The 24,036-nt window shown below is 45.6% G+C and carries 24 protein-coding genes and 2 other annotated features; of the genes, 1 reads left to right on the forward strand and 23 read right to left on the reverse strand.

What is annotated here, in order from left to right:
* Window positions 1-20: 20 nt before the first annotated feature.
* The 19 genes from AC58QG_RS29440 to AC58QG_RS29530 all read right to left on the reverse strand — a co-directional run bounded on the left by AC58QG_RS29440 (window position 21) and on the right by AC58QG_RS29530 (window position 15,235).
* Complete coding sequence (locus tag AC58QG_RS29440) at window positions 21-1,094, reverse strand: anthranilate phosphoribosyltransferase (protein WP_497365627.1); 1,074 nt, start codon at window positions 1,092-1,094, stop codon at window positions 21-23.
* A gap of 171 nt (window positions 1,095-1,265) precedes the next feature.
* Window positions 1,266-2,570 (reverse strand): GTPase ObgE, encoded by a 1,305-nt coding sequence (gene obgE / locus AC58QG_RS29445; RefSeq protein ID WP_497365628.1) that lies wholly within the window; start codon window positions 2,568-2,570, stop codon window positions 1,266-1,268.
* 16 nt (window positions 2,571-2,586) lie between these two features.
* A complete protein-coding gene (locus tag AC58QG_RS29450) occupies window positions 2,587-3,342 on the reverse strand; it encodes a Spo0B domain-containing protein (protein WP_497365629.1) in 756 nt (251 codons plus the stop codon).
* Between the two features lie 190 nt (window positions 3,343-3,532).
* The gene (gene rpmA, locus AC58QG_RS29455) at window positions 3,533-3,847 is read right to left on the reverse strand and encodes a 50S ribosomal protein L27 (protein WP_036742986.1); all 315 of its coding nucleotides are present in this window, start codon (window positions 3,845-3,847) and stop codon (window positions 3,533-3,535) included.
* 4 nt (window positions 3,848-3,851) lie between these two features.
* Entirely contained in the window at window positions 3,852-4,205 is a 354-nt protein-coding gene (locus AC58QG_RS29460; protein WP_497365630.1) for a ribosomal-processing cysteine protease Prp, read from the reverse strand.
* 11 nt (window positions 4,206-4,216) lie between these two features.
* Entirely contained in the window at window positions 4,217-4,528 is a 312-nt protein-coding gene (gene rplU, locus AC58QG_RS29465) for a 50S ribosomal protein L21 (protein ID WP_028555793.1), read from the reverse strand.
* Between the two features lie 12 nt (window positions 4,529-4,540).
* Window positions 4,541-4,628, reverse strand: a sequence feature (ribosomal protein L21 leader region).
* Between the two features lie 54 nt (window positions 4,629-4,682).
* Entirely contained in the window at window positions 4,683-5,846 is a 1,164-nt protein-coding gene (locus tag AC58QG_RS29470) for an Rne/Rng family ribonuclease (protein ID WP_497365631.1), read from the reverse strand.
* A 23-nt stretch (window positions 5,847-5,869) separates the two neighbouring features.
* Window positions 5,870-6,745: a M50 family metallopeptidase gene (locus AC58QG_RS29475; protein ID WP_497365632.1), complete on the reverse strand. Its 876-nt coding sequence runs from the start codon at window positions 6,743-6,745 to the stop codon at window positions 5,870-5,872.
* Window positions 6,738-7,613: a peptidoglycan DD-metalloendopeptidase family protein gene (locus AC58QG_RS29480; RefSeq protein WP_497365633.1), complete on the reverse strand. Its 876-nt coding sequence runs from the start codon at window positions 7,611-7,613 to the stop codon at window positions 6,738-6,740. Before AC58QG_RS29480 ends, AC58QG_RS29475 begins: the two co-directional genes overlap by 8 nt.
* A gap of 127 nt (window positions 7,614-7,740) precedes the next feature.
* Window positions 7,741-8,889, reverse strand: a complete 1,149-nt coding sequence (locus AC58QG_RS29485; protein ID WP_497365634.1) for an FtsW/RodA/SpoVE family cell cycle protein — start codon at window positions 8,887-8,889, stop codon at window positions 7,741-7,743.
* A gap of 7 nt (window positions 8,890-8,896) precedes the next feature.
* A complete protein-coding gene (minD, locus tag AC58QG_RS29490) occupies window positions 8,897-9,691 on the reverse strand; it encodes a septum site-determining protein MinD (protein WP_057311629.1) in 795 nt (264 codons plus the stop codon).
* 43 nt (window positions 9,692-9,734) lie between these two features.
* On the reverse strand, window positions 9,735-10,394 hold the full coding sequence (minC, locus tag AC58QG_RS29495) for a septum site-determining protein MinC (RefSeq protein WP_497365635.1): 660 nt from the start codon (window positions 10,392-10,394) through the stop codon (window positions 9,735-9,737).
* A 72-nt stretch (window positions 10,395-10,466) separates the two neighbouring features.
* Window positions 10,467-10,994 (reverse strand): rod shape-determining protein MreD, encoded by a 528-nt coding sequence (gene mreD, locus AC58QG_RS29500; protein ID WP_497365636.1) that lies wholly within the window; start codon window positions 10,992-10,994, stop codon window positions 10,467-10,469.
* Between the two features lie 13 nt (window positions 10,995-11,007).
* Window positions 11,008-11,859 carry a rod shape-determining protein MreC gene (gene mreC / locus AC58QG_RS29505; RefSeq protein ID WP_497365637.1) on the reverse strand — a complete coding sequence of 284 codons (852 nt, stop codon included), beginning with the start codon at window positions 11,857-11,859 and terminating at the stop codon, window positions 11,008-11,010.
* A gap of 33 nt (window positions 11,860-11,892) precedes the next feature.
* Window positions 11,893-12,927 carry a rod shape-determining protein gene (locus tag AC58QG_RS29510; protein WP_497365638.1) on the reverse strand — a complete coding sequence of 345 codons (1,035 nt, stop codon included), beginning with the start codon at window positions 12,925-12,927 and terminating at the stop codon, window positions 11,893-11,895.
* Window positions 12,928-12,963: 36 nt separating this feature from the next.
* Complete coding sequence (gene radC / locus AC58QG_RS29515; protein ID WP_497365639.1) at window positions 12,964-13,653, reverse strand: RadC family protein; 690 nt, start codon at window positions 13,651-13,653, stop codon at window positions 12,964-12,966.
* Window positions 13,654-13,764: 111 nt separating this feature from the next.
* A complete protein-coding gene (locus AC58QG_RS29520) occupies window positions 13,765-14,214 on the reverse strand; it encodes an RrF2 family transcriptional regulator (protein WP_497365640.1) in 450 nt (149 codons plus the stop codon).
* Between the two features lie 121 nt (window positions 14,215-14,335).
* Window positions 14,336-14,944, reverse strand: a complete 609-nt coding sequence (locus AC58QG_RS29525) for a Maf family protein (protein WP_497365641.1) — start codon at window positions 14,942-14,944, stop codon at window positions 14,336-14,338.
* 48 nt (window positions 14,945-14,992) lie between these two features.
* Complete coding sequence (locus tag AC58QG_RS29530; protein WP_497365642.1) at window positions 14,993-15,235, reverse strand: DUF4321 domain-containing protein; 243 nt, start codon at window positions 15,233-15,235, stop codon at window positions 14,993-14,995.
* 163 nt (window positions 15,236-15,398) lie between these two features.
* On the opposite strand from AC58QG_RS29530, the gene AC58QG_RS29535 reads away from it, so the two are divergent.
* Window positions 15,399-16,634 (forward strand): N-acetylmuramoyl-L-alanine amidase, encoded by a 1,236-nt coding sequence (locus AC58QG_RS29535; protein ID WP_497365643.1) that lies wholly within the window; start codon window positions 15,399-15,401, stop codon window positions 16,632-16,634.
* A gap of 54 nt (window positions 16,635-16,688) precedes the next feature.
* Here AC58QG_RS29535 and AC58QG_RS29540 read toward each other — a convergent pair whose 3' ends face one another.
* The 4 genes from AC58QG_RS29540 to AC58QG_RS29555 form a co-directional block, all read right to left on the reverse strand.
* Window positions 16,689-18,026, reverse strand: a complete 1,338-nt coding sequence (locus AC58QG_RS29540; protein ID WP_497365644.1) for a hypothetical protein — start codon at window positions 18,024-18,026, stop codon at window positions 16,689-16,691.
* Window positions 18,027-18,188: 162 nt separating this feature from the next.
* Window positions 18,189-19,577 carry a UDP-N-acetylmuramate--L-alanine ligase gene (gene murC / locus AC58QG_RS29545; RefSeq protein WP_497365645.1) on the reverse strand — a complete coding sequence of 463 codons (1,389 nt, stop codon included), beginning with the start codon at window positions 19,575-19,577 and terminating at the stop codon, window positions 18,189-18,191.
* Window positions 19,578-19,584: 7 nt separating this feature from the next.
* A complete protein-coding gene (locus tag AC58QG_RS29550) occupies window positions 19,585-20,958 on the reverse strand; it encodes a bifunctional folylpolyglutamate synthase/dihydrofolate synthase (RefSeq protein ID WP_497365646.1) in 1,374 nt (457 codons plus the stop codon).
* Between the two features lie 70 nt (window positions 20,959-21,028).
* On the reverse strand, window positions 21,029-23,689 hold the full coding sequence (locus AC58QG_RS29555; protein WP_497365647.1) for a valine--tRNA ligase: 2,661 nt from the start codon (window positions 23,687-23,689) through the stop codon (window positions 21,029-21,031).
* A 55-nt stretch (window positions 23,690-23,744) separates the two neighbouring features.
* Window positions 23,745-24,006: a binding site (T-box leader), on the reverse strand.
* Between the last annotated feature and the right edge of the window lie 30 nt (window positions 24,007-24,036).

A 24,036-nucleotide genomic window follows, 5' to 3' on the forward strand; every position in this document is an offset into this window, starting at 1 on the left:
CCAGCTTCATGGTAAGGTCTTCAACCTATTTTCGATGAGGAATCGTCGCTATCCCCTAGATCCTGCAGCTTCAAATACTGACTCTGATCGATCCAGCGCTGCATGATTTTTTGGGCTTCTTTCCGCTGTAGTAAAGCTTCAGCTAGCTGAAAGCCCTCTTCGTAACTATCCACTCTATCAAACCATTTCAATCGCAGCCCCGTATTGAAAATAACGTGATCGCGTTCACGTTTAACTTCCGTCCCATCCTCACCTGTAATAATTCGTTTCACCATGGTGATCTGATCTTCTTTCGCAAGCAATGGTAAAGGTGTACTAGTGAAGCCAAACTTCTGTGGCTCGACACTGCGGGACTCATCTCCCCAGGGTGTCACAATGCGGATCATGCTGTTCTCATAGAGGGGTAAATCCTCAGAGCCATCAATCCCACTGATAATATAAGCTTGTTGAAATCCGGATCGCATCGAAATGGGAATCAGGGACTCCATCGCTTTACGCTGCTGCACACCAATAATTAAATTCGTTGAAAGTACAGGATTCAATACTCTTTCTATCGTATCTATGACCGTTCGTATGCCTAGTTGTTCCCTGACCTGCTTCAGTCGCCCAATTGGCGGACACAGTTGCTCGGTAGGGAGAAATCCGATATGCAAATGAAGTAACATGGATTGCCAATCCTTCATAGAAAGTTGCAAAGCTACACCAAAGCTTTCTACGATTTCCTTCAGTGCCGTCCCTTGCCTCGAAGGAAGTGCGTCACCACCTTGCAGCACCTGCGTGAAGCCAACTGAGGCAAGCAGGAGGCTGACAGGCAGCGTAATAGGGAATCGTTTTCTCCCCTCTGTAGGTCCTATTGAATTAAGCGAGTTAGGCTGAGCATGGTAATTCAAGGCGTAGCCGCGATATACATCAATAAAGGCCATCAACTCGTCATCTGCTTCCCCTTTCATACATAACGCCATTAGGAATGCTGCGCACTGCGCGTCGGTTGAATCTCCCTTTGCCATTTCATTGGCAGCTTCCAGCGCTTCATCATAGGTTAAATTTCGCATACGCGTTTGATCTGAACCCATCGCTTGAATCCATCTCTTCATCGTTGCCCTCCTTTCTCGCTTATCGGCATTTTTTTCGTGTTATATTTACTAACATTAATTAAGTGATATATCTAAAATGGTAATGCTTTTAAAACTACATGTCAAGTATTGTAACATTAATTGAGGCGTGACAAAAAAAAGCACCTATCTTGTTAGGATAAGTGCCTTGTATTATAAATTGTTCTCGTCGAACTCGAAATCAAAATCACCAATTTGAATCGTCTGTCCATGAACAGCGCCGCGTTTACGCAACTCATCATCAATGCCCATGTTACGCAAAATACGAGCAAATCGCGCGATCCCATCTTGGGTCGTAAAATTCGTCCGTTTGATCAATTTCTCGATCGATGGGCTCTCAATTACGAAGACATCATTATCACGACGGATGGTGAAGTCATTTTCTTCGCGTTTCTCAAAGCGATATACTTTACGCTCTTCCGCCTCAGCAACGCCCTCTACCTCAGGAGCATTCGGGATGCTTTCCACGATGTCAGAAATCTTGTATAGCAACTCTTGAACGCCACCACGTGTTAATGCTGAAATCGGATAAACCTCAAATTCTTTACCGTCAGCCGCTAACTGCTCTTTGAATAATGCCAAGTTATCTTCGGACTCCGGCATATCCATTTTGTTAGCTACAACGATTTGTGGACGTTGCTCTAGCTTCGCGTTATATAGTTTAATTTCTTCATTGATTTTGATGAAATCCTCATAAGGATCGCGTCCGTCCGCAGCCGACATATCCACGACATGCACAATAACACGTGTACGTTCTACGTGACGCAGGAACTCGTGACCCAGACCTACACCTTCATGAGCACCTTCGATCAAGCCTGGCAAATCTGCCATAACGAAGCTTCTGCCATCCCCAACATCAACTACACCTAAGTTCGGGGTTAACGTCGTGAAATGGTAAGCAGCAATCTTAGGCTTCGCGGCAGAAACGACAGACAATAACGTGGATTTACCCACACTCGGGAAACCGACAAGCCCTACGTCAGCCATCACTTTCATTTCTAAGATAACCCAACGCTCTACGCCTTCTTCACCGTTCTCCGCAATCTCAGGAGCCGTCACACGTGCAGTTGCGAAGCGAGTATTTCCTCTTCCGCCTCGACCACCCTTGGCAACGACTACTTCTTGCCCATGACGGGTTAAGTCAGCAATTACTTCTTGGGTATCATCATCAATAATGGTTGTCCCAGGCGGAATACGAACAATCATATCCTCTGAGTTGGCGCCATGCATCGATTTGTTGCGACCCTTCTCGCCGCGTTCCGCTTTAAAGTGCTTCTGATAACGGAAATCCATCAATGTCCGTAAGCCTTCATCTACGCGGAAAACAACATCACCGCCGTTGCCACCGTCACCACCGGCAGGACCGCCTTCTGGCACATACTTCTCACGACGGAAAGCAACTAATCCATCACCACCGTCGCCGCCTTTTACAAAAACCTTCGCCTTATCAACAAACATTTCCTACACCTCAACTTTATATATGAAACGGCAATCGTAGTGTGACACCTGCTTCTTCTTCATGCCAATCATCATTCTCAAACGAATACTGGGAACCCTTCGATGAAAAACGTGCTAAAACCGATTGCTCAAGTTGCTCCCGATTATAGGGGCCTTGATATACAAAATCAAGCAGTAGGCAATCTTCTTGAACATCAAACTCCAAGCTGAGTGTGCCACTTTCCCCATCTTCGAATGCCGTATGCTCTTGGATACACGCCACCATTTGCCGAACCAATCGTTCAATCAGTCCGTGCTGAATCGGGAGTTGTCCAAGATTAATTTCTTGTTCGACTTCCACTTTCAGCTCTAATGTCTTCGACTGCACGCGGAATTGAAGCAAGTAAGCAATGAAAGATGGGATCCCGAGCTTGGAGAGATTGCTTTCCTGCTGCATAGTCATTTTTATTTTTTCCATATAAGGCCGCAAATTATCAAACTTCTTCATTTGAATGTAACCAAATAAAATCTGGGTATCATTCATCCAATCATGCCGCAAGCGATTTACGACGCCAATCAGCTTCAGATGATCATCTTGTTCTTGCTGCCTATGCGCCAAACGCCACTTTTCTTCCATTCTGCTCGCTTCAAGTCTCCATGCGGTGTAACCACTTACGAGAATGATTAGTAGAAATGCCACTCTGATGATCCAGGGTTCTGTAACCAACATGCCAGTCAATCCTATGAGCACAAGTGCTAATAAATAGACCTGTGCGCTGCCCAATTGCTTCATTATCCGTCCGCCCCGTTCTCCCTGCTTTGTAACCGTTCATCCAGTATATCATGCTGGCTGGAAAACTTCACCAAACAAACGAGAAAACCCCCGCCCTCGACCATCCGAAATGAGTGATCACGGTTAGAGGTTTTTTCATGCATATTGAGAAAAAATCCCTGGATGAACTCTCGCTCACCAGGGATTCTAATTACGCTTCTAGAGCTGCAGCTACTGGAGCTACATCAACTGGGTATACGCTCACTTTTTTGCGATCGCGGCCCAAACGCTCGAATTTCACTACGCCTTGTACCAAAGCGAAAAGTGTATCATCCGAACCGATGCCTACGTTCGTTCCTGGGTGAATTTTCGTACCGCGTTGACGGTAAAGAATGCTTCCAGCAGTAACAGTTTGACCGTCAGCACGTTTAGCGCCAAGGCGCTTAGAGTGCGAGTCACGACCGTTCTTTGTGGAACCTACCCCTTTTTTGGAAGCGAATAATTGGAGATCCAATTTCAAAAACATGGTGTTATCCTCCTTTGTGATAGATTGTTTCAATCGTTATATAATCACCGTAAGTTTGTTCAATCGTTTGTAACATAACGACCATCGATTCTATAATTAACTGCACTTGACTCCAAATTTCAGGCACGTCGCGCGCACTATCCGGGATGGTTACATCCAGCAGTCCAGGCTCCATTTCGTGAATTGGAATCACGCCGGTTAAGGATTCTATCGAGTTACATGTACCAACGGAAATCGCTGATACCGCGGCGCAGACCAAGTCTTTGCCTGGCACGTCATATTCAGCATGGCCTTCCACTACAAAAGAAAGAATGTGAGATGAATCTGGTGAAAGACGTTCTATGGTCACGTAGATCATAGGCTTGTCTCTTACGCTTGGATTTTCTCAACTACTACTCTTGTGTACGGTTGACGATGACCTTGCTTTTTGTGATAGTTCTTTTTCGGCTTGTACTTATAAACGATGACTTTTGCGCCTTTGCCGTGTTTCTCCACTTTCGCGGAAACTGAAGCACCTGCAACCAATGGAGCACCTACTACTAGGCCATCCTCTTTGGAAACCAAGAACACACGATCAAAAGAAACAACCTCACCCTCAGCAGCGTTCAATTTTTCGATGTAAAGAACATCGCCCTCTTGAACTTTGTACTGTTTACCACCTGTTTCAATAATTGCGTACATTTTCATTACCTCCTCATGTCTCAGACTCGCCTTGTTCAGGTGACGGAATGGAGTAAACCAATCGCGTACTTCGACCTGTTTCGTGCGGTTACAGCATGCCTAAACAACACACTTCGAATATTATATCACAGTTATAATTTCATATGCAAACCTTTTATTTGCGTTTCCGGGTCATCTCGAGCAATCCTAATTTGGTCCAACCCACAATTGTCGTCTTAGAACGGTCCTTTCGCACCGCTTCCGCCATGTTGGCCATGACCTTTGCACGGTTGTCTTCCGCATGCATATCAATAAAATCAACAATAATGATGCCTCTTAAATTACGAAGCCGCAAAAGTCTAGGAATTTCAACAGCTGCTTCCCGATTAATATCGGTCACAGTTTGCTCTAAATCAATAGAACCCGTGTATCGTCCCGTGTTGACATCAATGACCGTTAGTGCCTCTGTTTGATCTATAATTAAATACCCGCCGCTAGGCAGCCAAATTTTACGACGGAAGCTCTGATTCAACTCTTCCGTAACCCCGAAATGATCAAACATCGGTGTTCTACGATCATAGAAAGCAACGCGGCCTCGCCAGCTCGGTTGCTGCTTGCGCAGTAAGCTTCTCATCTCTTCAAAGATCTTGTTATTGCTCATCCATACTTCTTGAACCTCATCGGAAATCACATCTCGCGCCAATTTGGGCAGGAGATCCAAATCCTGATAAAGCTGAGCAGGGACATGCGTCTCTTCTCGCTTCGCTAGAATGGTACTCCAAACATCTCGTAAGTTTTGTAGATCGTCTCGAATGGCTTCTTCACTTTGACCAATCGCACCTGTACGAATAATAACACCTTCACCAGGCATGAGATTACCCTCAGCAAGCTGCTTCAGACGCTGTCGCTCGGCTTCAATGTCAATTTTACGTGAAATCGCTATATAATCAGCATCTGGCATATAAACAATCCAACGACCCGGAATGGAAACGTGCGTAGTCACTCTTGCCCCTTTGGTGCCTTGCGGATCCTTGCTCACTTGGACCATTAGCATTTGCCCAACTTCAGCAATATCCGTAATGGATGGCTTAATCTTAGGCTGCTTGTCCAAATGCACGGGGAGGAGATCGTCTATATAAAGAAAGGCATTCTTCGCAAGTCCAATATCGACGAATGCCGCTTGCATACCAGGAAGTACGTTAACGATGCGGCCCATGTAGATGCTGCCTGCCCGTTGAGTTTCAAGCGGATACTGCGTATCATACTCCACAAGACGTCCATCCTCTAGCAATGCCGCTTGTGTAAGCTCGGGTGCGCAGTGAATTATCAGTTGCTTCATACACGTTCACCTCACCAGTTATTTTACATGAAAAGATCGGAAACTGCACTCCCCGGTTTTTTCCCATCTAAATAACCGCCGACGATTTGCTGCTCGGGCAACACAGCTTGGATGCGCCCCGCTTCGTTCATTACATAAATTAAGTGATATCGTTCTCGCATAAAAAGCTTCAACGTCTCTGCCATCGTAAGCTGCTTCGTAATCACAATAGGCTGCGCTCTTGTACCACGGCTCAGCAACTGTCCTACTCGGAGTCCGCGCCCCATGAGAAAGCGGAGAAAATGATACGGTATTTGGCGGTAAGCGTACCAATTTGACACGAGAAGAAACAAGCCAATTACTAGAATATTAATCGGTAACTGGCCTTGTATGAGCTGAATAATGGCCATAACAATGATCGAAAAGCTAATAATCATACTGATCCAAACAGAATAAACTATTGTGTTATGGTACGACATGATGTAGCCTAACAAGCTTTGCATTACTTTCCCGCCATCGAGTGGCATCACAGGTATCAGATTGAACAAACCGATCATGAGGTTCGCTTCAATGAAGTAGTCCCACCAATTACCACTTCCAATATCAAATGACTTCATCAGTAAAGCTACCAAAATCATCCACACGTGCTGTAGGGGGCCAGCTAAAGCTACGATTAATTCCTCGCGGGTTGACGTACTTCCTAGTTCATCAACGATCAAGACACCACCAAAGGGAAGAAGTTGCACTTCTTGGACCCTCCAACCGAACCCTTTCGCCGCGGTTAAATGCCCTAGCTCATGGATGAGGACGATGCCGAATAAGGTGATTGCTTCTAGAAAATATCCTGTGATCGCACAGCCAATCATAATTAACGTAAATAATGGATGAAATCGATATTTCGTCCCCGCCCATTTAATCAAAGGTGATCAACTCCGCCGGATTAATCGTCCCGCCCTCTTTCATGACTGAAAAATACAGCGTCCCCTTCGCTGGATCTTTGGCAGATGCCTTGCCTATCGGCTCTCCAACCTTCATCCAATCGCCTACAGCTACTGTAGACTCACTAAGTCCACCGTATAATGACTCCAGTCCCCCTGGATGACGAATCATGATTGTCAGCCCCGTATCCGTAGTATTACCTGCGAAAATGACCTGTCCCGTGTCCATCGCATACACCGGTGCAAACTCAGCTGTGTTTAAATTGACTCCTTTATGGATGGTCCCATCGTATCTAATCAACACGGTACCTTTGGCTGGTGCAAACAAGGTGCGTTTCGAGGTGCTTACGATAACAGCTTCATTACCTGCTCGGTTAAAACTCGGAATAAAAGAAGGCGTTCCTCCGAACTTATCGGCATACCATGCGGAAAAAGCTGTAAAGTCATAAGACTGCGTAAGTGCTGCCGTTACATATAGCTTTCCTCGGATAGCCCATGGCTTGTCTATTTGAAACATACCGTAAACAGAAACAAATATCACACCGCTGATAAGCAGTTTTACTGCAATCTTCCGAGCAGACGGCGGCGTGAACAATCCTGTTTCTGGATCATCATGATTTCTATCCATCATAAGCTTCTGTCTCCACGCAAATTCTGGATCCTCCATCCGCCGTCTCCAGTCCGAATCCACATAATCCAGTACATCGTCTCTCTGATGTGAAGGCAACAGGAAGTCAGCCGACGGAGAGGATCTTAGTGAACTGCCATTCCCACTTGTTCCTTCTGACGATTCTCGCAAATGGCGAAGTCGTTCTAGTCGGCGCTGCTTTACTTTATCTTTTATAACCATAGAATCCCCTCCTTATAGACTTTCATTAGTACAGCCTATGAGCAGATGGACAAGATTATGTGATAAGAAAAAAGCCCGCGGCCCCAATAGGGTCACGGACTTAGCAAGCTTACAGCCATATAAACTTTTAAAACAATTCGGGTGCACGCTCTTGATGCAACTTCACACTCATGACAAGGCCCAATGAGAGCATGTTGATAAGGAGCGAAGTTCCTCCGTAACTAACAAAAGGAAGTGTAATACCAGTCAACGGCATAATACCAATCATCATACCGACGTTTTCAAATATTTGAAATACGAACATGGACACTACGCCAACAACAATATAGGCTCCACCTAGTTGAGAACTTTGGATAGAGATCAGAATCATACGGTAGATTAGCAAGAAATAAATAAGCAAAAGTACCGCTGATCCGCGGAAACCGAACTCTTCTCCTACAACTACGAAGATCGAATCCGAATAGGCGAAGGGAATAAAGTTACTATGCACCGAAGTCCCCTTCAAGAAGCCTTCACCTTCCAAACCACCAGAACCAATAGCTCTAACCGCGTTACGGACCTGATAGTTATCATCATCCGACACATCTTGCGGATAAAGGAACGTATCAATCCGATCCATCCAGTGGCTGAAGCCGTAGCCCTTGAGCATCTCAAACAAGGTATCATGGAAATGTTTATATAGCGTTAACGTCAGGAATCCTACACCGACCACCACTAGGATACTTATCAAGACCTGCGAATATTTGATATTCCCTATCCATAGCATCCCGAGCAAAATAATAATAAAAATAATCGCATTTCCTAGATCTGGCTGAATGAGTACAAGAACGAATGGCAGTAGAACTGCTAACCCTACTGGGATAATATCATTCTTAACAAGAAGCAGGTCACCGCCGCGCTTGGCAAGAAGCGCTGTAATGCAAATAATCAAGATCAGCTTAACGAGCTCTGCTGGTTGGAAAGTCAAACCACCTGGCAGCTCAAACCAGCCGCGCGCACCGTGGATTTTTTTACCGAAGAAATAAACGGCAATCAAGGAAACAATCCCAATCCCATACAAGTACGGGGCGATTCGTATAAGAACTCGGTAATCGAATAAACTACATGCTAGAAAAGCGACTAAGCCTACCGCGTACAAGACCAAAATTTTCGTAATGCTGATGTTAATGGTTGGATGATCGACCGATGAACTGTAGACCATCATCGTACTTATCACCATAAAAGCAAACAGAATGACAACTATTGGAATATCAATGTTTTTCAGCTTGGCAAACACAGAACAATCATCCTATTCCAATAAACTTTTTCATTCGTTTTACCCAACCGGTTTTGTCCTCTAGCTGCATAAGCGGCACTGTATCGCCAACAATACGCCTAGCAATATTCCGATAGGCGATGGCTGCGCGTGATGAAGGATTCATCACCGTTGGCTCGCCTAAATTAGCTGCCTTAATGACATGCTCATCATCCGGTACAATCCCTAACAAATCTATAGCAAGCACAGAGCAAATTTCATCAATATCCAGCATTTCGCCTTTTTTCACCATTTGAGGACGTATACGATTAATGACAAGCTTCGGTGAAGATATTTTCTCATTCTCCAATAGGCCTATAATGCGATCAGCATCCCGAACAGCAGCATTTTCAGGTGTCGTTACAACAATTGCCTTATCTGCGCCAGCAACCGCATTCTTAAAGCCCTGCTCAATCCCTGCTGGACAGTCAATGATGACATATTCGAAATCGTTTTTGAGCTCTAATATAATGGTCCGTACCTGTTCCGGAGATACGGCATGCTTGTCTTTCGTTTGAGCAGCTGGCAATAAATACAGCTCGTCAAATCGCTTATCTTTAATTAACGCCTGCGGTAATCGGCAACGTCCTTCCGCAACGTCCACAAGATCGTAGATAATTCGATTTTCCAATCCCATCACAACATCCAGATTACGCAAACCAATATCCGTATCTACCATGCATACTTTCTTCCCAAGAAGTGCAAGTGCAGTTCCCAGATTAGCGGAAGTCGTCGTTTTACCAACGCCACCTTTACCAGAGGTGACAACGATAGCCTCTCCCATATTCCTCACCCCAGACACAGTTTTTTTCTACATGTTGAAATCGTTATTTGACAGGAGCATCCGGCCAAATCCGATGCAGCTGATGCAGCTTATCTATTTCCATTTTACCATCTTTGACATAAGCAAATTCCATAAAAGCCTCTTCGATTCCCCACTCATCTGGTGAACGGCTAATGACTCCGGCAATACGTAATTGTGTAGGACGCATATGAGATGCAGCAATGATTGCCTTCTCATCCCCATCTGACCCCGCGTGAGCCATACCGCGAAGCGAACCCATTATGTAAATGTTCCCTGTGGAGGTAATAATTCCACCAGGGTTAACATCACCTAAATAAAGCAAATCACCTTCGTTGTGAAGGGTTTGTCCAGAACGAATCATCCCTCTTAGCGTTGTCATTGAGACCTTGGGCTCGGGCGGAGCCTCTACCTTAGGCGGTTCACTTTCGATCGATTGAATCAAGAGATTTCCTTTCTGCTTAATGACAGCTCGAATCTCTTCTTTCTGCTCATCCGTGGCCTCTCGGTTGCCCAATTTGACATTCACATGAATAATAGGACCCGTTAATATTTGTTGATGCGTTTTCTCGAGCTTATGTTGCAGCTCGTGCAACAGCTCTTGCCAATCGCATGCGTCATTTAGTAAAAATACAAGGCCATCTTTGACCCCTTTTATCATCACATGGTGCTTCGCTACAGACATAATGGCATGACGACCTCCCAACCTATACATTTCGGCCCCTGTTCTAAATTCTCCTGCTTATCGCCTGGAAAATTAATCTTCCTTCGCTGAAGCTGCAAGTCGCTTGCCTTCAAGCAGTTTGCGAATGGGAACGTAGCAAATCAAGGCCACAAGTAAATTAAATAGAACACTTGGGAGCATGTAATGGGTGAGAGCAAAATTCAAATCAATGGCTATCAGTTTGAATAAGCGGTTGATCCCATAGTTGAGAAACTCAAATATTAACAATCCTAAGCTCGTGATTAGCAAGTTGTAAAAAATCAGATTAGGCTGCTTACGCTGTGCAAGCCCTGCCAAATAGCCTACGAGCCCCATGCTGAACGAATAAACGCCTAACATCGCACCATAGTAGGTAAAATCGTGTAATAGTCCAAACAGCAATCCGTAAACTAAAGCCGCATGACGATGATGAAAAAGTCCAATAAACATGATGAATACCAAGGTTAAGTGCGGAGTTACAAAGACAATCGATTGCCACGAGGCCGGCAGCAGCCATACAACTAAACTACCTTGAAGGATAAATAGAGCGAACAGGATGAGCCATAACACTTGTCTATTCATTTGTTGGCTCACCTCATTTCACTTCCGGAACTTCTACAACGAACACTTCACGGATTCGGTTAAAGGATGCTCTTGGCTTCACCATTACTTTGTAAGTAATGCCGAACTCCCCGGGTCCAATCGATGAGATTGTTCCTACTTCGATTCCCTTAGGAAACACCTGCCCCAAGCCAGAAGTAATAATCGTATCGCCAACCTTCATGTCATCCGCATGTTCAACCTTATTCATCACTAGTTCCCCTACTTTGGGATCATACGATTCAATCATCCCAAATGGCTGTGATTCATTCCCTTTGACCGTAACGGCGATTGCTTTTGAGTTGTTATCGGTATCATTCGTCTCTGACAGCAGCTGCACATTGGAGTGGAATCCAAATACTTTACTCACTCTTCCTACTAAACCATCAACCGTCATGACCGCCATATTCTCCTTAATCCCATCTTTATCACCCAAATTAATCGTTACGGTGCTGTTGTACGGGTCTGGATCAATGGTGACGACCTCTGCGATACGATATGTATAATTGTTGGCTTCTCGCTGGCGTTCTGTGAAGCCAAGCGCTTCCATAAGTCGTTTGTTTTGCGATTCAAGCTCATTCAATCGCTGTGTATCTCGCGCATATTGCGTGAGCGTCAGCTTTAATGTTTTGTTTTCTTCATAAATGACTCGCAGCTGTCTGATATCTTCGAAGAAGCCCGCTACCTGCGCAGCGGGCTTGTACAAGAGTCCTTGCGTCCATGATACGGAGTCTTTGACAAATTTCTCGGGCCAAGTCATCGGCCCTCGATTTCCTAGCGTTAGTCCCATTAGTATAAAGAAACAGACTAAACCGGACATAAGAAAAATGAGTCGTTTATTTCCCATGAATTTAAACAAATTAGCACCTTCTAACGAATATTAACCCTTATACCTCGAACCAGATCCTGATTTGTTTTTGAATAAATGAATATTCTCTAATGCACGTCCAGTTCCAATCGCTACGCAATCCAACGGATTTTCGGCAACCATGACGGGCATCCCTGTTTCTTTAGCCAGAAGTCGGTCCAGATTACGAAGTAATCCGCCGCCACCAGTCAACACAATACCACGATCCATAATATCCGCAGATAGCTCAGGCGGACATTTCTCCAGTGTGACCTTCACCGCATCCACAATCGCACTTACCGTATCAGACAACGATTCAGTTATCTCGACAGATGTTACACTCATGGTTTTTGGTAAACCACTAACAAGATCACGACCACGAATTTCCAGCGATTCCGCCTTATCCGTGTTTAGCGCTGAACCAATTTCGATCTTCAGCGTTTCTGCGGTACGTTCCCCGATCATGAGATTGTACGTACGTTTAATATATTGAATAATAGCTTCATCCATCTCGTCACCGGCGATACGAATAGATCGGCTAGTGACAATACCGCCAAGCGAAATAACAGCAACTTCCGTTGTGCCTCCGCCAATATCAACAACCATACTTCCAGTTGGCTCCCATACAGGAAGATCTGCACCAATCGCAGCAGCAAAGGGCTCCTCGATCGTATAGGCCTCTCTTGCTCCCGCTTGCTTGGTCGCATCTTCAACGGCACGCTTTTCAACAGCTGTAATCCCAGATGGCACACACACCATAACATTCGGATGACGCGGGAATAACCATCGCTGCTTCTGCGCTTGTCGAATAAAGTAGCGAATCATCGTTGCGGTCGTGTCGAAATCGGCAATTACGCCATCTTTCATCGGACGAACTGCGCGGATATTCCCAGGTGTACGACCAATCATCTTTTTGGCCGATTCACCTACTGCTTCAATTGTTTTTGTATCGGTACGAAGGGCGACCACCGAAGGCTCCCTAACGATAATTCCTCTGCCTTTCACATAAACCAGTGTATTCGCGGTACCCAAATCAATCCCAAGATCTTTCGTAAAACCACCAAACATACAAACGGCTCCTTTCCTGTTGCGTGTTCTATTATATTACATAAAGCCTTGTTCCTTCAAACTTATAAATCTCTGATCTCCAATGATAACATGATCCAACACTTCAATACCAATTATTGCTCCAGCTTCTACTAATCGACCTGTCAAACTAATATCTTCCGGACTTGGTGTAGGATCTCCACTTGGATGGTTATGTACACAAATAATTGAGGCACTGCTCCGTTTAATGGCCGCACGAAACACTTCCCTCGGATGAACAATAGAAGCATTCAAGCTGCCCATCGATAATGTCTCTTGTGCAAGGACATGATTTTTGGTATTCAGAAACAAACAGACGAAATGCTCCTTCTGTAAATAGCGCAGCTCCTCACTCATTAGATTGGCGATATCTTTGGGAGAACGAATCGTAATCCGCTCCTCATATGAGCTTTTGGCCAGCCTGCGACCTAACTCAATACCTGCAAGAATTTGAAGTGCCTTCGCATCGCCAATACCTTTGATTTGCTTAAGCTGATCCTTGCTCATATCCACAAGGCTGCGCAGCCCGCCGCTTTCACTTAGGATCCGGCTTGCCAAATGGATGGCAGATTCCGCTACTGTACCTGTCCTTAATAAAATAGCAAGCAGCTCGGCGTGACTTAACGCCCCTGCACCCAATTGGAGCATTCGCTCCCGCGGTCTTTCTTCGATCGGAACTTCTCGCAGCATCAAGCTAGAGCTTTCCATGTTTTCCCCTCTTCCGTAGTGTAGGTTATGTTACTTATTGCGATCCCATGCATGCAGGTATAAGCCCCTAAAGACAACATAAAACCCCCGGATTATGAGATCCGAGGGCTTCTAGGATAGAGATTCTGTATTCGATTTCGGACATTCAAATGCCCTAATTTGTTCAAGCATACTGCCAATTGTATGGCCTTCAAAGTAATTTTCCATTTGCTTCTCAGCATCGTTGAAAACTTTACCCATCAATTTATCCATTTTAGATGAAATCATACAAGGCTTCGACTCATCACCCGAGCACCAACTAGGCTTCAAAGTACCTTGGCAGGTCAATCGGTAAATCTCCCCGAGTGTGACTTCCTCAGGTTTACAGCTTAATATAAAACCGCCACCGATGCCTTCCTTCGTTGACACATACCCGGCTTTTCGAAGAAAGCCCATAACTTTACGAATACGGGCAGAATGTGTAGACACATTAGCTGCAATTTCTTCGCTAGTTGCCATATGATCTGGTAAATGAGCTAACAGAACGAGACTGTGGACGGCAATTGTAAATTCGCTGTTCATGGCAGATACCTCCCAGAAGAATGCGAAGTCATGTCGCTTACTGTCATTGTAACCGTTACAGATTGGTCAGTCAATCTAATTACCCTATTTTGGACTAGAATGGATATGCTTGGAAATGAGACTAAAGTACTTGGATATCAAACGTCAGCAATAAATCACTTAGCAAAGAAAGCGGTAGTCCTACAACCGTGAAATAATCCCCTTCAATCCCACTGATGATCGTTGCCCCAATGCCTTGAATCGCGTATGAGCCTGCTTTGTCTTTGGGCTCTCCGGTAGCGATATAGCGCAAGATTTGTTCGTCAGACATCGGCTTCATCCTTACGTTAGTCACACTATGTGAGACAACTTGTCGACCTGTAGCTGCGTCCACGCAGGCAACACCACTATATACCTGGTGCGTATTTCCTTGAAGTTCTTTCAGCATGCGGAAAGCATCTTGTTCATTAACCGGCTTGCCGAGAACTTCCTCGTTGTACACAACAACCGTGTCAGATCCGATGATAACTCCATACTGATCTTGGACTTCCAGCATATCTCTGACTGTGGAGGCTTTGCGCACAGAAAGCAGCTCTACGAGCTCAGATGGTGTTATTTTTTGTTCGACGGTCTCATCCGCGTCACTCACGCGAATTATATAAGGTAGTCCGAACGATTGGATAAGCTCCTGCCTCCGAGGTGACGAAGAAGCAAGAATAAGTCTTTGATATTCTTTCGATTGCACGATCATCAACAACTCCTAAAATAATAGTCCTACGCGTTAAAGTTCAAAAACTCACTACAATTTCCGATAAAGGAGATATGCTCCTACTAATCCAATAATACTGCATAGGTTTAGCTTCACCAAAAGGTTGAATTCATATTTCACTACTTGTAAATCTGCTTTGGGTTCCCAAGAAATTTGAACTGATTTGGTTAGAAATGCGAGAGCAGGAACGGGCGCCAGCAGCTGGCCGATAATTATCCCAGTTATTAACCCGACGATTAGAAAAATGATTAATGTAAATGTATTTTTTTTCATTCCTGTCATCCTCTCTAAGTATGTACAAGCCTATTATACGAGGATTCACCTCTTTTTTCCATGTAAAATAAACAGCTGACGCGGAAAATCATCAATGGTGATTCTTACCTGCTTACAGCTTAGACCAATCCTAGTAAGATAGTTACCGGAGGTAAAATCAACTATGACTCTACTTAAAAGACTTATTTTGTTCACTTTATTACTTACAATCGCGTTCCCCTATCATGCATTCGCTTACAAGGTCGTGCTTGATCCTGGGCATGGTGGAAGTGATCCTGGCGCCATTGGCGTTGGTGGTCTCCGTGAAACAGATGTCAATCTGGACATCACATTAAAGGTACGGCAAGCGCTGCTTGATCGCGGTTACGAGGTCGTCTTAACACGCACCAACGACACCTTCCTGTCGCTCCCACAGCGGGTTGCCTTCACGAACGAACAGCAGGCTGACTTATTCGTATCCATTCATGCCAATGCACATTCAAGCAGCAAAGCTAACGGAACCATGGTGCTCTATTATGACAACGCGTACCCTCAAGAAGATTACCCTGCAAGCAGCACGATGACGCAATTAACGCCCTACAGTAAAGATTTAGCGCAGCGTGTGCAGGATGCTTTACTTGCGCAATCTGGCACCAAAGACTTAGGACTAACACCAAGTGCTGTCTATGTAGCCCGCATGGGAACGATTCCGAGCATTCTCGTAGAGACGGCCTTTGTCACGAACAAAAGCGATGCAGCCTTGCTAGCTAGCGACGCCATGCGATCCAAGATGGCGATCGGTATCGCCAATGGGATTAGTAGCTATGAACCGCCCTTATTTACCGATGTGCTTGTCCACTGGTCTAGAGCCGCCGTTCTTCGCATGAAGAATAAAGGCATTGTCGAAGGCATGGGAAACAACTATGAACCAGACCGCGCGCTGACACGGGCAGAGTTCCTCACGCTGATGGACCGCGTATTTACATTCAGCAAGCTGCCGGCTGTCTGTAGCACGAACGGAAGTGTGACTTCCAATGTTTATGGCTGCGGCACTGGACAAACAAAAAGCTATTCGGATTTATCTGCTTCACATTGGGCGAGTGCTGTTTTTGCCAAGGCCGCGAAATTAAACTTGCTGCAAGGCTATGCCGATGGGACGATACGTCCTAATCAGGCGATTACACGCGGGGAAGTTGCTTTCTTATTTAATCAGCTTCTGCAAATGACTTCACCTACGACACAATCAACGTATACAGCAGCATTCGATGATGTACCCAAGTCACTGTGGAGTGCAGCTGCCATTATTACATTGAAGGATAAGGGCATTATCAACGGCATATCGGACACTTCCTTTAAGCCAGATCAAACGATGACAAGAGCGGAGATTGCCGCCCTGCTTGATCGCTATATCACCAAATAACAAAAAGCCGTGTAACCCAACTCAGAAATGAGTTCAGGGTACACGGCTTTTCTGTTAAGCTACGCTAATTGTCTTAAGCAGTTCTTTCTGTGCAATAATGTACTGCATCAAGGCGGATTGCGCTTGCCACATCAAAGCTTGGGATGGTGTTTTCTTGTACTCCTCCATCGATTGAACAGCACGATTGATCGCTGTTGTCATCTTAGCCAACGATTGCTTCACATCATCACCCGCTCCGTCAGTCAGTCCTGTACCAAGCGTGATGAGGGCCTGATGCGAAGTACGAATCGTCTGTAAAGAAGCATCCGTAAGTGCCGTTGGCTTCGTCTCAGCCAAATGGATGAGTGTCAACCCGCTCATCGTATTCACGAGTTTATCGCCCTCTGCAATGTAATTAGGCAGTGATTCTGCCTTCGCGCCAGACCACCGAATACCCGTTACCGCTGGGAAATCCACATTTTTCATAAAAACCTCAATCGTTTTATCTGCCGCCTGCACACCTTGTCTCAAAGCTATGGCATCATCTCTCGTTTTAGCAAAACCAACGAACACCGTAAGCTTATCCGAGCTATCCATCGCAGATGCAAGACCTTTCTTACTAAGTGAGTCCTGAACAGCTTGGGCGCCCTGCAGTGAGCTAAACACCCCGTTTTGCAAGAAAGTATAGGATTTTGCAGGAATTTGCACAGGCGTGACAGCTGCTGTTGTTGCAGGTAAAGCAGCATTCCCTTCGCCATTTTGCGTTTTGGTGGTATTCGTGGCGACCTGTGAATTAGGTGAAGGTACAGTTATTTTGGTAGGATTCGATGTCGCTATACTCGTATTCGTATCTCGGTCCGAAGAGAACATGGAAAGCACGAAGAAACCGAACGCGATGCCAGTAACAACTGCACCAGCAACAGATGTCGCAATTCGAAACCATGGTGTGCTGGACGATTTCGCATATCGAGTTTTAGGCCCCGGATCCAGGTATGGCTCTTTGGCTGTCCAACTCGACCATTCATCCCGAGGATGCACAGGTTCAGACTCTCGATCTGTTCGGACTACAGGGGGTATCGGAGAATTCTGCTGCTCGCGAGATATTTGAGTTTCACGAATGATACGTTCTACCCGTTCTCCCTCTGATTCGATCTGACTTTGCCAGTTTCCGAAATCCGTAGTAAACGTATTCAGTGCATGTGGTTCAAAAATGGACTCCACTTGCTCTCGTTCTGCTTGCTCATATGGCGTTACGTCCTTCGAACTGCGATCTATCTTCGCCTCTATCACTTGGTACTCTTCTTGATAGAGTGGAATTACTTTCTCCTCTTGTTCATGAACCCTTGATGCTCTACGTGTTGATTCTGCCCCTTCCTTGGGGTCGAAGCGATATGTAATTCTAGCTTTTTTCATTCTCTTCCCACACTCCTCATCAAATGTATGTTGGAAACGGGCACAATGCCGTATCATCTTGTCCCAATCTTCTGTTACTAGAGTATGAGAGAGAGAACTTTATTATGATTCTTTCAAGAAAAAAAGACCGCCTCCAGCCCAGTGGCTCCAGCGATCTTTTCTCTACGTATGTGATTCGTATTTCTTGCGCAGCGATTTAGCTAATCCATCCGCTGCTTTCCAGATGTCTCCAGCGCCCATCGTGAGGACGAGGTCACCTGGTTGAACGTGGTCAACCAAATACGTCAGCACTTCTTCACGTGTCGCGATATGCTGAACGTTAGGGTTGCTGTTGCTGCGTATCAGCTCAACTAGCTTTACAGAGTCAACGCCTTCAATCCGTTGTTCACCTGCTGGTGAATAAATATCTGTTATGATCACTTCATCCGCTTCCAAGAAGGAACGGCTAAACTGCTCGAACAGGTAGTAAGTTCTTGTATACCGTTGCGGCTGAAATACAGCGATAATACGCTTTCTCGTAGCTTTTGCAGCGGAAATCGTTGCTTGAATTTCCGTTGGGTGATGTGCATAGTCATCGATGACCAAGATGTTTTCAACTTCACCAAGCACTTGGAATCTACGCTTTGCTCCCCGAAACTCCTGAATAGCTTCCGCTATTTGCTCGAATGGAAGACCTGCTTCTAGGCAAGTTATCAAAGTAGCTAGCGCATTGTAAACATTATGTTTACCTGGTACTGATAAGCTTATTTGACCTAAGGACGTTCCTTTGAACGCTACCGTAAAGGTTACCTTGCGATCACCAAGCGAAATGTCACTTGCGATATAATCCGCTTCCGTCTCAATCCCATACGTAATCACTTGGCTTTGAATTTCTGGTATCATTTCACGCAGGAATTCATCATCCTGAGATACAATCGCTTTTCCGCCAGGTCTTACTTGGCTTAAGAATTGTTTGTATGCTTTTTTCAAGTTTTCGAAATCGCCATTATAATTTTCCAAATGGTCGGCTTCGATATTGTTCACTAACGCCAGAGTTGGGTGGTATTGGAGGAAGGTTCCATCGCTTTCATCGGCTTCCGCAACCACATAATCTCCTTTGCCAGCTTTGGCATTGCTGCCTACATTCATGATTTCTCCACCGATGATATACGTTGGATCAATACCGCAAATCTCCATCACCAGAGCAATCATGGAGGACGTTGTTGTCTTACCGTGAGCGCCTGCTACGGCAATCCCTTTGCGTTCGTTCATCAGCCTTCCCAGCATTTGTGAACGATGAATAATCGGAATATTCATTTGCTCGGCTGCTTGCATTTCCACATTATCTTTGGCTAACGCCGTTGAATATACGACCAAATCGGCTCCTGATACGTTAGTTGCCTCATGACCAATAAAAACTTGAGCACCTTTGGCTTTCAGTTTATCTGTAAGCTCTTGCTGTGCTAGATCTGATCCCGAAATGCGGTATCCCATTTCGAGCATGACTTTGGCAATGGCACTCATGCCGTATCCGCCGATTCCTATAAAATGTACGTGTTCTGCTTGACTCACGCCGTTCTCACCATCCTTTTTCAGAATCGGTTTGATAGGTTATCCAAGAACGAACATCAGAGATTAAATACAGCGTGCCGGATACGACCGCCAGATCATCCTGCTCAGTTCTATTTGTTAATAAAGTTAGAGCTTGCTTCCAATCGCGTTCTACTACAATGTCTACCTCACGATTCATCTCTCGAAGCAGACCACTAGCAATTTCGGCGAGAAGGAAAGCATCCCCTTTTTTATGAAAATTTGCTTCTGTAATAATGAGCGTATCCACCAATGGTAGTATATGCCTTAAGTAGCCTGTATGATTCTTCGTAGCTAGCATTCCAATCATCATATGAAGCTTCTTATAACTATACACGTTTTGAAGCGCTGCAGCCAATGTTGCAGCCCCTTCAGGGTTATGAGCTCCATCGATAAGGATACGTGGCTCCTGTGAAACCATTTCCAGCCTGCCCGGCCATTTCGTACCTGCAAGCCCCTTCTGCAAATCGACGTCTTCCACGATCGTGGCGTAATATTGACGAAGCACCTCAAGTGTCATGACCGCTGCTGCCGCGTTCTTCAACTGATGCTCACCGTTTAATGTGATAGCCAGATCCGGGATCGGTCGAAAAGGTCCGTTAAACTGGAAGCTTTGACGATCTAGTTCACTGTTCACTTCGGTCAAATGAAATTGATCGCCAAGGGAATATAGTGTAGCTTTCTTCGCCTTCGCCGTTTGTTCGATAACGCTCCAAATCGCCTCAGGCTCGACGGCTGTTATGACGGGAACACCTGCTTTAATAATCCCCGCTTTTTCAGCTGCTACGAGCTCCAGTGTATCCCCCAGGATATCCATGTGATCGTGACCCACATTCGTAATCACGGTAACAATTGGATTCACGATATTCGTGCTATCCAGCCTTCCCCCGAGTCCGGTTTCCCATACTACATAATCAGGATAAGCCACTTTCCCAAAGTAAAGAATCGCCAGTGCAGTCGAGATTTCAAACATCGTTGGAGGACCAACTTCTGTAGCTGCAATCTCATCGACAATCGGCTTCATGTCATTCACTAAGCGAAGTAGAACTTTATCCTCAATGTCGGCGCCATTTACTTGAATGCGGTTCGTGTATCTCACCAGATAAGGCGACGTAAACGTGCCTACATCATAGCCGCAAGCTTGAAGCACGGAAGCTAAGTAAGCACATGTTGAGCCCTTTCCATTCGTTCCGGCCACATGAATGAACTTCAGCCTGCGTTCAGGGTGACCAAGCTTCTCCATGAGCAGATGCATACGTTGGAGGCCCGGCTTCATGCCGAGCTTCTCCATCCGTCCAACGATCCAATCAATGGCTTCCTGTGCGGTTTGGAACTCACCCGCAGTGTTCTTGATTTCATCCATTGTTCTCATCCTCTTTTACTATATGAATCACCTTGTAGACGAACATAGGCATTCGTATAATTTGCGTTCTTTATGACTTTAACTCCGCTAATCGAGCGATAACTTTATCTCGTTTGTCTGCATAATCAGCAAGCTTGGCTTTCTCTTCTTCGATAACCTTCGCTGGTGCCTTAGCTACAAAGCCTTCATTGCCCAGCTTTTTCTCGATGCGCTCAACCTCACCGTGTAAGGATTGCAACTCTTTATCCAAGCGTGCAAGCTCTTGCGTGATATCGATCAAGCCTGCTAAAGGCAGATACAGCTCGGCACCTGTAATAATGGCCGTCATTGCTTTGTCTGGCGCTGCCATTGTAAGGTCAATTTCAAGCAGTGACGTGTTGCAGAAGCGTTTCAGGTACTCCTCATTTTTGCGAAGAATGTCCTGTGTCTCTGCACTAGCCGGTTTAATCAGAAGCTCTACTTTCTTACTCATCGGCACATTCACTTCTGCTCGGATATTACGAACCGAACGAATCGCTTCCATCAAAAGCTCCATCTCACGAATCGCATCAGGCGCTTCGAAGGCTGCGTTCTCTGTCGGCCAAGCCGCCAGTGTAATCGTATCCCCCACATGCGGCAAATGCTGCCAGATCTCTTCCGAGATGAACGGCATGAACGGATGAATCAAACGCTGCGTTTGGTCTAGTACATAAGCTAGAACCGATTGCGTCTGTTTCTTCGCTGCTGCATCCGTACCATATAGGCTCAGTTTACTAAACTCAATGTACCAATCACAGAGATCATCCCAGATGAAGTTATAAAGTAAACGTCCTGTTTCACCGAATTCGTAGCTGTCGATCAGACGAGTAACGTCACGAACCGTCTCGTTCAAACGATGTAAAATCCAACGATCCGCTGTACCAAGTTGACCCGTCAAATCGATATCCGCAGCGGTTACGCCTTCCAAATTCATTAAAGCAAATCGGGATGCGTTCCAAATCTTATTGGCAAAATTACGAGCTTGCTCGACCCGCTCCCAACGGAAGCGCAAATCTTGACCCGGCGTGCTGCTCGTAGAAATCATATAACGCATCGCATCTGCGCCGTATTTCTCGATAACTTCTAATGGATCAACACCGTTTCCAAGGGATTTGGACATTTTGCGGCCTTCAGAATCACGAACAAGACCATGCATAAGCACATCTTTGAACGGAATTTGGTCCGTAAATTCGAGACCTTGGAAAATCATACGAGCGACCCAGAAGTAAATGATGTCATAGCCCGTAACGAGTACACTCGTCGGATAGAAACGCTTCATGTCTTCGGAATCATTCGGCCAACCTAATGTGGAGAAAGGCCATAGCGCTGAACTGAACCATGTATCCAGTACATCGTTATCTTGGTTAAGATTCGCACTTTGACAATGGGAGCAAGCTGTCGCATCCTCGCGAGCTACGGTGACTTGACCGCAATCCGCACAATGCCACGCAGGAATTCGGTGTCCCCACCATAGTTGACGTGAAATACACCAGTCACGTACATTTTCAATCCAGTTCAGGTATGTTTTCTCGAAACGATCGGGTACAAAATTAACGCCATTGCCTGATTTTTGCGCTTCAATCGCTTGATCAGCAAGCGGCTGCATTTTCACGAACCATTGCGTTGATAAGTACGGCTCGATAACAGCACCACTGCGTTCGCTGTGCCCTACTTGGTGAACGTGCTCTTCGATTTTGATCAGAACACCTTGTTCTTTCAAATCTGCTACGATTTGCTTACGACACTCGAAACGGTCTTGACCTTGGTACGGGCCTGCATTCGCGTTCATGGTACCTGTTTCGTCCATAACTAGAATTTGCGGCAAATTGTGACGCTTTCCTACTTCAAAGTCGTTCGGATCATGCGCAGGCGTAATTTTTACCGCGCCGCTTCCGAACTCTTTTTCAACATAGTCGTCTGCAATAATCGGAATCTCACGATTCACAATCGGAAGCAGCAAGGATTTCCCGATGAGGTGCTTATAGCGCTCATCCTTCGGATGAACAGCAACCGCTGTATCACCAAGCATCGTTTCAGGACGTGTCGTAGCAACTACGATTGAGCCTGAACCGTCTGTTGTTTCATATTTCAAATGGTACAGCGCACCTTGTACTTCTTTGTATTCTACTTCAATATCAGAAAGCGCCGTACGTGCCGCTGGATCCCAGTTAATGATATAGTTGCCGCGATAAATCAGACCTTTTTCGTACAAGCTTACGAAAACTTCACGAACCGCTTGCGAGAGTCCTTCGTCCAGTGTGAAGCGTTCACGCGAGTAATCGAGAGAAAAGCCCATTTTGGCCCATTGCTCACGAATCGTATCGGCATATAATTCTTTCCACTCCCAGACCTTCTCCAAGAATTTCTCACGCCCAAGATCATAGCGCGTTTGTCCTTGTTCGCGAAGCTTCTGCTCTACACGCGTTTGTGTCGCAATACCCGCATGGTCAGAACCTGGCAGCCATAGCGTGTCGAAGCCCTGCATACGCTTCGTACGAATAAGAATATCTTGCAGTGTAAAATCTAGTGCATGCCCGATGTGCAGCATACCTGTTACGTTCGGAGGCGGTATCACAATTGTATAGGTTTCCGCATCAGGACGGTTGCCCGCTTTGAAAAATTCATTCTTGATCCAGTAGTCGTACCATTTACGCTCCGCTTCTTTCGGGTCATACGTGGTAGGCATTTCTGTTTGCAATTTGGTTTCGGTCATAAGAGTACCTCCATATCTGGCTAGTTGTTATAAACACAAAAAAACCTTTCGCCCAAAAAAGGACGAAAGGTATAGCTTCCGTGGTACCACCTTCATTTCATGATACTTGCCCCAATAGCAAATAACATGACACTTAAAACAGATAACGGCTGCGACCGGAAAATGCTAATGCAGGCGAGAAACGAAAACTCGACGATTGCACTCACATTTACTGCTCCAGGGCGACTTCGATCGGATGTATCCTGAGGAACCTCTCAGCGCTGCAGTTCCACTCTCTGAAGGGCGTTCCGACTACTACTCCCTATCTTTGCAATTCCATATGTTGGTTTGAAAATGATTTACACTAT

Source organism: Paenibacillus sp. J22P169 (genome assembly GCF_059691995.1).